At 46.5% G+C, this 8,314-nt stretch carries 7 protein-coding genes; 6 read left to right on the top strand and 1 reads right to left on the bottom strand.

The annotated features are described in order from the left end of the window. Positions 1-83 precede the first annotated feature (83 nt). The 5 genes from ACR2PX_RS00575 to fkpA all read left to right on the top strand — a co-directional run bounded on the left by ACR2PX_RS00575 (position 84) and on the right by fkpA (position 5,879). A protein-coding gene (locus tag ACR2PX_RS00575) for an IS630 family transposase (RefSeq protein WP_433997424.1) occupies positions 84-1,231 on the top strand; the annotation gives its coding sequence in 2 pieces (ribosomal slippage) (positions 84-507 and positions 507-1,231; 1,149 coding nt in all). A gap of 350 nt (positions 1,232-1,581) precedes the next feature. Continuing rightward, the gene (locus ACR2PX_RS00580) at positions 1,582-2,583 is read left to right on the top strand and encodes an ArsJ-associated glyceraldehyde-3-phosphate dehydrogenase (protein ID WP_433997425.1); all 1,002 of its coding nucleotides are present in this window, start codon (positions 1,582-1,584) and stop codon (positions 2,581-2,583) included. Between the two features lie 291 nt (positions 2,584-2,874). Further along, positions 2,875-3,651 (top strand): metalloregulator ArsR/SmtB family transcription factor, encoded by a 777-nt coding sequence (locus ACR2PX_RS00585; protein WP_433997426.1) that lies wholly within the window; start codon positions 2,875-2,877, stop codon positions 3,649-3,651. Continuing rightward, positions 3,651-4,877 (top strand): organoarsenical effux MFS transporter ArsJ, encoded by a 1,227-nt coding sequence (gene arsJ / locus ACR2PX_RS00590; RefSeq protein WP_433997430.1) that lies wholly within the window; start codon positions 3,651-3,653, stop codon positions 4,875-4,877. The genes ACR2PX_RS00585 and arsJ overlap by 1 nt, the downstream gene beginning before the upstream one ends. 252 nt (positions 4,878-5,129) lie before the next feature. Further along, the gene (gene fkpA / locus ACR2PX_RS00595) at positions 5,130-5,879 is read left to right on the top strand and encodes an FKBP-type peptidyl-prolyl cis-trans isomerase (protein ID WP_433997427.1); all 750 of its coding nucleotides are present in this window, start codon (positions 5,130-5,132) and stop codon (positions 5,877-5,879) included. Between the two features lie 78 nt (positions 5,880-5,957). Here fkpA and ACR2PX_RS00600 read toward each other — a convergent pair whose 3' ends face one another. Further along, positions 5,958-6,647 (bottom strand): hypothetical protein, encoded by a 690-nt coding sequence (locus ACR2PX_RS00600; protein ID WP_433997428.1) that lies wholly within the window; start codon positions 6,645-6,647, stop codon positions 5,958-5,960. A gap of 351 nt (positions 6,648-6,998) precedes the next feature. On the opposite strand from ACR2PX_RS00600, the gene ACR2PX_RS00605 reads away from it, so the two are divergent. After that, the gene (locus ACR2PX_RS00605) at positions 6,999-8,072 is read left to right on the top strand and encodes a putative transporter (protein WP_433997429.1); all 1,074 of its coding nucleotides are present in this window, start codon (positions 6,999-7,001) and stop codon (positions 8,070-8,072) included. Positions 8,073-8,314: the final 242 nt, after the last annotated feature.

Here is an 8,314-nt window from a genome sequence, read left to right on the forward strand (position 1 = left end):
GCTAGTACTCCATCTTGTAGTCAATGATATATCAGACTGTAGTCTATGATTAATAACCACAACGTAATGATGAGGTTATTATCATGTCAGTCAAATATCACGTTCGGCTGGATGACAGTGAACGAGAGATGCTTGAAGCACTGATCAAGCAAGAAAAACCAGTAGTGGCACAGCACAAGAAACGGCACGCCCAAATTCTTTTAGCCATTGATGAAAATAACGATCCTTTGACTCATGAGCAGACGGCTAAAGCCTTTAATGTAAAACCTTTGACTATTTGTCGTCTACGGCAGCGTCTTGCTGAAGAAGGTTTGAACGCTGCAGTTCATGGCAAGCTAAGTCATCACGGCCGGAAGCGTAAGCTGGATGGAGAAGGCCAAGCGCATCTTACCGCATTAGCCTGTTCAACTCCTCCGGAGGGTCAGTGCCGATGGACTTTAAATTTATTGAGAGACCGTATGGTTCAGCTGGAATATGTAGATGATATTTCAAGAAGTACTATCCATGTAGAGCTAAAAAAAACGAAATCAAACCATGGCTAAATAAAGAATGGTGCATTCCAGTAAAAGAAAACGCTGATTTTGTCTGCGCCATGGAAAATGTCCTTGAAGTTTACAAACGCCCATACGACCCGAAATATCCGGTGGCCTGTCTTGATGAAACCAGCAAGCAATTGCTCATTGAGGTCCGTGACCCGATACCACCGGAACCCGGTAAGCCTGAACGATTTGACACTGAATATGAGCGTAATGGTGTCTGTAACATCTTTATGATCTTTGAGCCTCTTACAGGCTGGCGGAACGCAGAAGTTACCGATAGAAGAACATCAGTCGATTGGGCTCATCAGGTTAAAAATTTGGTTGATGGTCGCTTCAAAGACGCTATCAAAATAACCCTGGTTGAAGACAATCTAAATACTCACAATCCAGCTTCGCTTTACAAAGCTTTTGATCCTGAAGAAGCTCGCAGGATTATCGATAAACTTGAATTCTGTTACACCCCGAATCATGGAAGTTGGCTAGATATGGCAGAAATAGAACTCAGCATACTGAGTCGTCAGTGTCTAAACCGTCGCATTCCTGATAAGGAAACACTTTTTCGTGAAGTTAAAGTCTGGGAAAAAAATCGTAACGAGAGCAAGTCAACTATTGAGTGGCGCTTCACTACAGAAGATGCACGTATAAAGTTGAAAAAACTTTATCCCACCTTGCCAGAGCTGAATGAAAGTTAATAAGGTAACTACCAGCCTCATTATGTGAGGCAGGTAAAGTACAATCGTTCAGACTTTCCTGATGTTAATACAGGGATAGGGATGCTTTGTCTCAAATAATGAATTCATGACAAATTATTGCGAGGTTTTGGCCTGTACCAGATATTTCAGAAGATTATTGTCTGTGCAGAATATGCCTGATCGGTCAATCATGATTCGATATCTATCTCTGCAGGATGGAGTACTAGGTAGATTTACCGAAAACAATCTTCAAAGCTTGACGCCTCTCTTATTATATTTGATTATCCGCATATACAAATATTTAAACCTTTTCTTTAATTCAGAAGCAACCTTGTAACAGAGAGGACACCATGGCAGTAAAAGTAGGTATTAATGGTTTTGGTCGTATCGGTCGTCTGGTGCTGCGTGCAGCTTTTGACTGGCCAGAACTGGAGTTCGTCAGAATCAATGACGTAGCAGGCAGTGCCCCTACCCTGGCACACCTCCTTGAATTCGATTCTGTACAGGGTTGCTGGTCCCACGCTATTTCAGCCACTGAAAACAGCATTACTGTTGATGGTCAGACTATCGCCTGCAGCCAGGTGAAAAACATAGACGACCTGGATTGGTCCGATTGTGACGTCGTTATAGACGGCACCGGTGTTCACAAGAAAACCCCGATTCTTCAAAAGTACCTCGACCAGGGCGTCAAGCGGGTGATAGTGACCGCTCCCGTAAAAGAAGAAGGTGTTCTGAATGCCGTAATGGGGGTTAACGATCATCTGTTCGATCCAGAGACACACCGGATTGTCACTGCAGCGTCCTGTACGACCAACTGCCTGGCACCTGTCGTAAAAGTCATTCATGAAAACCTGGGCATTGTCCGTGGCAGCATGACGACTATTCATGACATCACTAATACCCAGACTATTCTGGATGCTCCCCACAAAGATCTTCGACGCGCCAGAGCCTGTGGTATGTCGCTGATTCCAACCACTACCGGTTCCGCAACCGCCATTACCCACATTTTCCCGGAACTGAAGGGTAAGCTGAATGGCCATGCGGTTCGGGTGCCACTGGCCAACGCATCCCTGACTGACGTGGTGTTCGAAGTGGAAAAAGACACCAGCATTGAGGAAGTAAATCAGCTTCTGAAGTCTGCCGCAGAAAATGAGTTAAAAGGTATTCTTGGCTATGAAGAGAGACCGCTGGTCTCCATCGATTACCTGGGCGATCACCGCTCCAGCATTGTGGATGCTCTTTCCACCATGGTGGTCAATGATCGTATGGTGAAGATCTATGCCTGGTACGACAATGAAATGGGTTATTCCGTGAGAACCGCTGAACTGGCCAGAAAAGTAGGACTGGCCTGATGGGATATGATCGATACCCATTGGATTTCAAATTGCTACTAGGCGTCAAGTTCGTGAAGCCCCAGGAGCGTACAACGAGTAGGTGACTGGGGTTGACGAAACCACCTTATGGGTTCCATCCATCACCAGGATAACGCGTCCAAGACAATCATCCTGCAGACATTGTTTCGTTTTCAATGGCTGCACTCTGGCTTCAAGATGCATGAATACTGCCCATTTTTTATGGGTTGGGAAATGAGCAGAGATGACAACCCGGGCTTTTGACTCTTTATACACGGACATTTATTACCGATGACGCCACTGCTTTCTATCTTGTTTCTCTGTACTGGAAACTCAGCCCGCTCCCAACTGGCAGAAGCCATTTTTCGCAATATGGCCAGTGATGATTTCAGGGTGTTCAGTGCGGGCACCCAACCTCAGGGCATTGATGACAGAGTTTTTCAAACATTGAAAAAGCTGGGCATTCCTGCCGACGGTCTGAAAAGCCAGTGCCTGGATGATCTCGATGAACAACATTTTGATTACGTCATCACGCTTTGTGATAACGCGAAGAATGAATGTGCTCACTACCCTCAATCAGACGCCCTGTTACATTGGGATCTGGCAGATCCCAAACTTCAGAAAGGTCTCAGTCCGTTTGAAAACACTGCCCATAGCCTGCAGGAACACATCAAACTGTTTCTGCAGTTGAATACACCGGGCGTGATCAAAAACGACTCCAGCCCGGCCGAATTCTACAAGCTGCTTTCTGACCATACACGACTGCGCATTCTTATGTTGATAGAGGATGAGCAGGAGCTGTGTGTCAATGACCTGGTAGAAGCCCTTCAGGAAAGCCAGTCCAAAGTATCCCGCCACCTGGCGCTGATGCGTACTTTAAAGATGCTGAGCACCCATCGCCGTGCCCAAAACATTTTCTACCGACTCAACCCGGATCTTCCGCCCTGGATGGAACTGGTGCTGGCGGTGACCAGAACCGGTCAGCCTGACTTTATTAATCAGGAAAAGATCCGCCTTAAAGCCCACACGTCAAACCACGCTGCACCAGTTAAGACCGGGAAAGTATGATGTTAAAAAATCTGTCTTATGATCTGAGACAATATCTGCTGGTGACGTTCAATTACTGGAATTTCACCATTACAGACGGTGCTCTGCGGATGCTGGTTGTACTGCACTTTTACAGTCTTGGCTATGAATCTCTGGAAATCGCCATGCTGTTTCTGTTCTATGAGTTCTTTGGTGTCGTGACCAACCTGGTGGGCGGCTGGGTAGGCTCAAGACTGGGTTTAAACCGGACCATGAACTTCGGACTTGGCCTGCAGATTTTTGCACTGTTGTTGCTCACAGTTCCTGCTCAGTGGTTGACGGCTCCTCTGGTCATGTTTGCCCAGGCGCTGTCGGGGATTGCCAAAGACCTGAATAAAATGAGTGCCAAGACTTCTATCAAGAAGCTGGTCAGTAATGAACAACAGGGCAAGTTGTATCAGTGGGTTGCGATCCTGACGGGATCCAAAAACGCTCTGAAAGGAGCAGGCTTCTTTATAGGTGGTGCGCTGCTTTCAATCATTGGCTTTAGAAACACGCTGTTCGCCATGGCAGCGGTGCTGGCAATCGTGTTTATCATGAGCCTGATCTGGCTAAACCGGGATATGGGCAAGTCAAAAGCCAAAGCCAAGTTCAGTCATATTTTTTCGGATAACCGGGCGATCAATATACTCTCTGCAGCCAGAATGTTTCTGTTTGGTTCACGGGATGTCTGGTTTGTGATCGCTCTGCCTGTCTATCTCTCCAGCGTGTTTGGCTGGAGTCATTCTGAAACCGGTGGTTTTATGGCCCTGTGGGTGATTGGTTACGGTTTTGTTCAAGGGCTGGCTCCTCGCATTACCGGCAATGAGAGTGATGCCCCACCCGGACGTAAATCGGCAACGGTCTGGGCTGCTGCTTTATTGTTATCCGCTTTGGCGGTTGCCCTGGGTATTCAGTTGGAATGGCATCCAGAGCTGACCATTATTGTGGGTCTTCTGATGTTTGGAGCTATCTTTGCCATCAACTCCTCACTGCACTCCTACCTGATTGTCAGTTATGCCCGGGAAGATGGAGCCTCTATGGATGTAGGCTTCTATTATATGGCCAATGCCATGGGCCGGTTGATGGGTACGATATTATCAGGTTGGCTGTTTCAGGTGGGTGGACTGGCTGTCTGTCTTTGGGTATCCTGCCTCTTTATTGCCCTGACAACTCTGATCTCCCTAGGCCTGCCACGACTTCACCCCCACGCTGCAACTCTTCGATAACTTTTTTAAGACTCAGGCTGAACCTTCAGAAATAGGCACAAAAGTACTAAAAAAATCGCTATTTCCGTCAACACCCAGACTAAAAAGGTCAAGAGAATGTCAGAATCCACAAAAAAGGGTCTGAAAAGTTCAATTACCACAATCTCTGTGCCATTATTCAGTGTTTATTCATTAAGGCAGGGATACTCCCCGTCTTTTCCGGGTCTAAGCCCTTTACTGGCAGGACTTTGACCAACCCATTGGAGAAAAATAGTGAAAAAGGTTCTCAAAGTGACCGCGTTGGCAGCTGTAGTTGCTCTTGCCGCAGGTTGTAAGGACGACACCCAACCCGTTACTGAAGTCAAGCTGGATACCCCGGAGCAAAAAGCCGCCTACGCTATGGGCGCTTCTCTGGGTAACTATGCTGACCAGACCCTGAAGCAGCAAGAAGAAATGGGTATTACCATTGACCGTGAACTGCTCAAGAAAGGTTTCATGGAAGCCCTGAGTGGCCAGAGCAAGCTGAATGATGAAGATATTCGTAACGCCCTGCAGAGTCACGAAGAGCGCATTCGTCCTATCATCGAGAAGAAGGTTCAAGAGCGTCTGGACGAAGACCGTAAGAAGGGTGAAGACTTCCTGAAGGAAAACGCCAAGAAAGAAGGCGTGAAGACCACTGAATCCGGCCTGCAGTACGAAGTCATTGAAGCCGGTGAAGAAGGTGAAGAAGGTGCTTCCAAGCCTTCTCCTGAAGATCAGGTAACCGTTCATTACACCGGTACTCTGATTGACGGCACCGTATTCGACAGCAGTGTTGAGCGTGGCCAGCCAGCTACTTTCCCTCTGAATGGTGTTATCAAAGGCTGGCAGGAAGGTCTGCAGCTGATGCCTAAGGGCTCCAAGTACAAGCTGTATATCCCTGCTGAGCTGGGTTACGGTGACCAGGCTGCCGGTTCCATTCCACCTGCCTCTACTTTGGTCTTCGAAGTCGAGCTGCTGGATATTGCTGGTGACAAGAAGTAATTATTGATGGTTGTTTTCAATCAGTAGAAATGGCCGGAGATTCTCCGGCTTTTTTCTACCTGACTTTTATAGAGCGCATCAGGGAGTGCAATCCATAAAGTCTTCTGCCATGGGTGGAGGTATGACCGGGTCAGATTTGCCAGCCTGAAAATGCAGTTTAAGTTCATCTGGAATACTCTGAGCGGTCCCTCTCAGAAAAAAATCATCGGCATCGATTCGATAGGTTTTGTCGTCAAACTCAATTCTCACTGTGTCCTCTCTGAATGTCTCTGTTTCAGGTTTCGTGGGTTTCCCCGGTATTACCATTTCCTTCGCTTTAAAGGAATGTACAGATATATCCGTCACGCCTGCTTTTTTAATGCCTTTAAAAATGGATTCCACAACGTTTTGGCCATAACAGGTGATGATATCAAGTTGACTGACTTTCAGTCCGCTCTCTTTAAGAAAGCGACCTAACCGATAACCAAAATCTCCAGGCTCATACACAACGGTACTGCCCTTGAATTCAAAATCAACAAAGTGTTCACCTTCATCTTCTCCGGCATGGATATGAAGCACCATTCTCCCGTTAAAGGACAACTCCTCACCGGATTCAACAGACAAATTAACCAGACGCTGTGATCGCCGAATCGATTCCAGCTGCCCCGAATACAATCTTCTGATACCAGGTAATAGCCCCTTCATGGTAAAGCCCAATGGATCGATCACCGCTATATCCAGAAACCCCATTTCATTACCTGAAAAGTTCATGGCAGGTGAAAACTCCATAAAGACTTCCATCTATTCATAGCTGCTAATGAGTATGGGTCTATCGGATGCGGGAATAGCGACGCCATTGATGTCCATAATAGGGACAGGAGCCCATAACAGCTGACTGAATAGCAGCATTATGACCGTTAACCAGAAACGACAAGACATAATACTAAGCCTCTATTTGGTAACAGCCTAATGAGCATAGGTTGAATACTATTAGAAACCCGCTTTTATTCTTCTGCTTCAGAGACGCCGGTTGCCCACCCTTCTCTCTCGACGAAAGGATGGTTTAAAAAGTGAACAGTCTGGATGATCGGCTGTCTAAACTTATCGAGCTTTTATCCAATGTCGTAGAGGAATTCAGGGATGTTAAAATGCTTCTTCATGTCAAAACAATGGGCTATATGGGCCTGGGGAGGGCTTGCAGTCCTGCTGACCTCCATCTTTATTGAAGTCATGATGATGGTCAAACTGAACGGATGGTATGGCGAGATGTGGGATATGATGCAGCTGGCCAAACCTGAAACCATTGGCCGCTTCTGGGAACTTATCCTGATATTCTGCTCGATCGTCTTTCCCTTTGTTTTACTGAGAAGTCTTTCCAGCTTCCTCTCACAGCATTACTGCTTTCGCTGGCGACAGGCCATGACAATGGCCTATTTGCCCTTCTGGCAAAAAGTGGGTCACGATGTTGAAGGCGCTTCCCAGCGCATGCAGGAAGACCCCCAGCGCTTTGCCAGAGTAACAGAACAACTGGCTCTGGGCCTGTTTCGCGCCATTCTGACTCTCATCGCTTTTATCCCTATTCTGTGGACCCTCAGTGAAGAGATATGCAGCAAACTGGACGACTGGCTCAGCAGTCCGGCTTTCATGGAAAACTATGACCGAATCCCGCAATCTTTGAAAGGCATGGAAATCATGAGCCAGATACCGGGCTCATTACTCTGGCTTTCCTGTCTGCTCTCTTTCAGTGCCATCATCATTTCCTACTATGTGGGTATTCGTCTCCCGGGCCTTGAATACAACAACCAGAAAGTAGAAGCCCGATTCAGAAAACGGCTGGTTTATGCAGAAGACGATAAAACTTACGCCGATACCCCCACCCTGTTAGAGCTCTTTACCGGTCTTCGCCTGAACTATTTTCGACTGTATCTTAACTATTCCTATTTTTCTTTGTGGCAGAACTTTTTTTTCCAGTTTGTTGTAATTGCCGACCTTCTGGTCATTGGACCCGGTGTCATTTATGGCATTCTGTTAATGGGCATTTTGAACAGAGTGGCTCATGCTTTCAGCAGTGTTTCAGACAGCCTTTCCTATTTCACAGAAAACTGGGCTACAGTGACGGAGTTGCTGTCCATTATTAAACGACTCCGAGAGTTTGAAGTGAATATTGGTTATCGCTTTGAATCATCAACCCCCGAACTAACGGAAGTTGAATAGCACTGTTAACTAAATTCGATAGCATGCCCGTTAATAAACGGCATGCATCCTTCTTTTAAGGCCCTTTTACAGGTTGGCTGATCATTTTTGGGCCTCCTGCCTGATTTTTAGATAGACCTGAATCCGTGAGTTCATGATCGTTAAATTTGCCAAAAACTCAGTAATATCAGCATCTGTAGACTAATATTTGCTCATCTGGGTTTTCACCCTATAAGTGCGTTTTTGTGGAACTGAAATTTGAG

The sequence above is a fragment of the Endozoicomonas sp. genome (assembly GCF_051008435.1).
Taxonomy (GTDB): domain Bacteria; phylum Pseudomonadota; class Gammaproteobacteria; order Pseudomonadales; family Endozoicomonadaceae; genus Endozoicomonas_A.

Coding starts and splice junctions, on each gene's coding strand:
- ACR2PX_RS00585 (WP_433997426.1), top strand. CDS start 2,875: ATGACGCCACTGCTTTCTATCTTGTTTCTCTGTACTGGAAACTCAGCC.
- ACR2PX_RS00580 (WP_433997425.1), top strand. CDS start 1,582: ATGGCAGTAAAAGTAGGTATTAATGGTTTTGGTCGTATCGGTCGTCTG.
- ACR2PX_RS00600 (WP_433997428.1), bottom strand. CDS start 6,647: ATGGAGTTTTCACCTGCCATGAACTTTTCAGGTAATGAAATGGGGTTT.
- ACR2PX_RS00605 (WP_433997429.1), top strand. CDS start 6,999: ATGTTAAAATGCTTCTTCATGTCAAAACAATGGGCTATATGGGCCTGG.
- arsJ (WP_433997430.1), top strand. CDS start 3,651: ATGTTAAAAAATCTGTCTTATGATCTGAGACAATATCTGCTGGTGACG.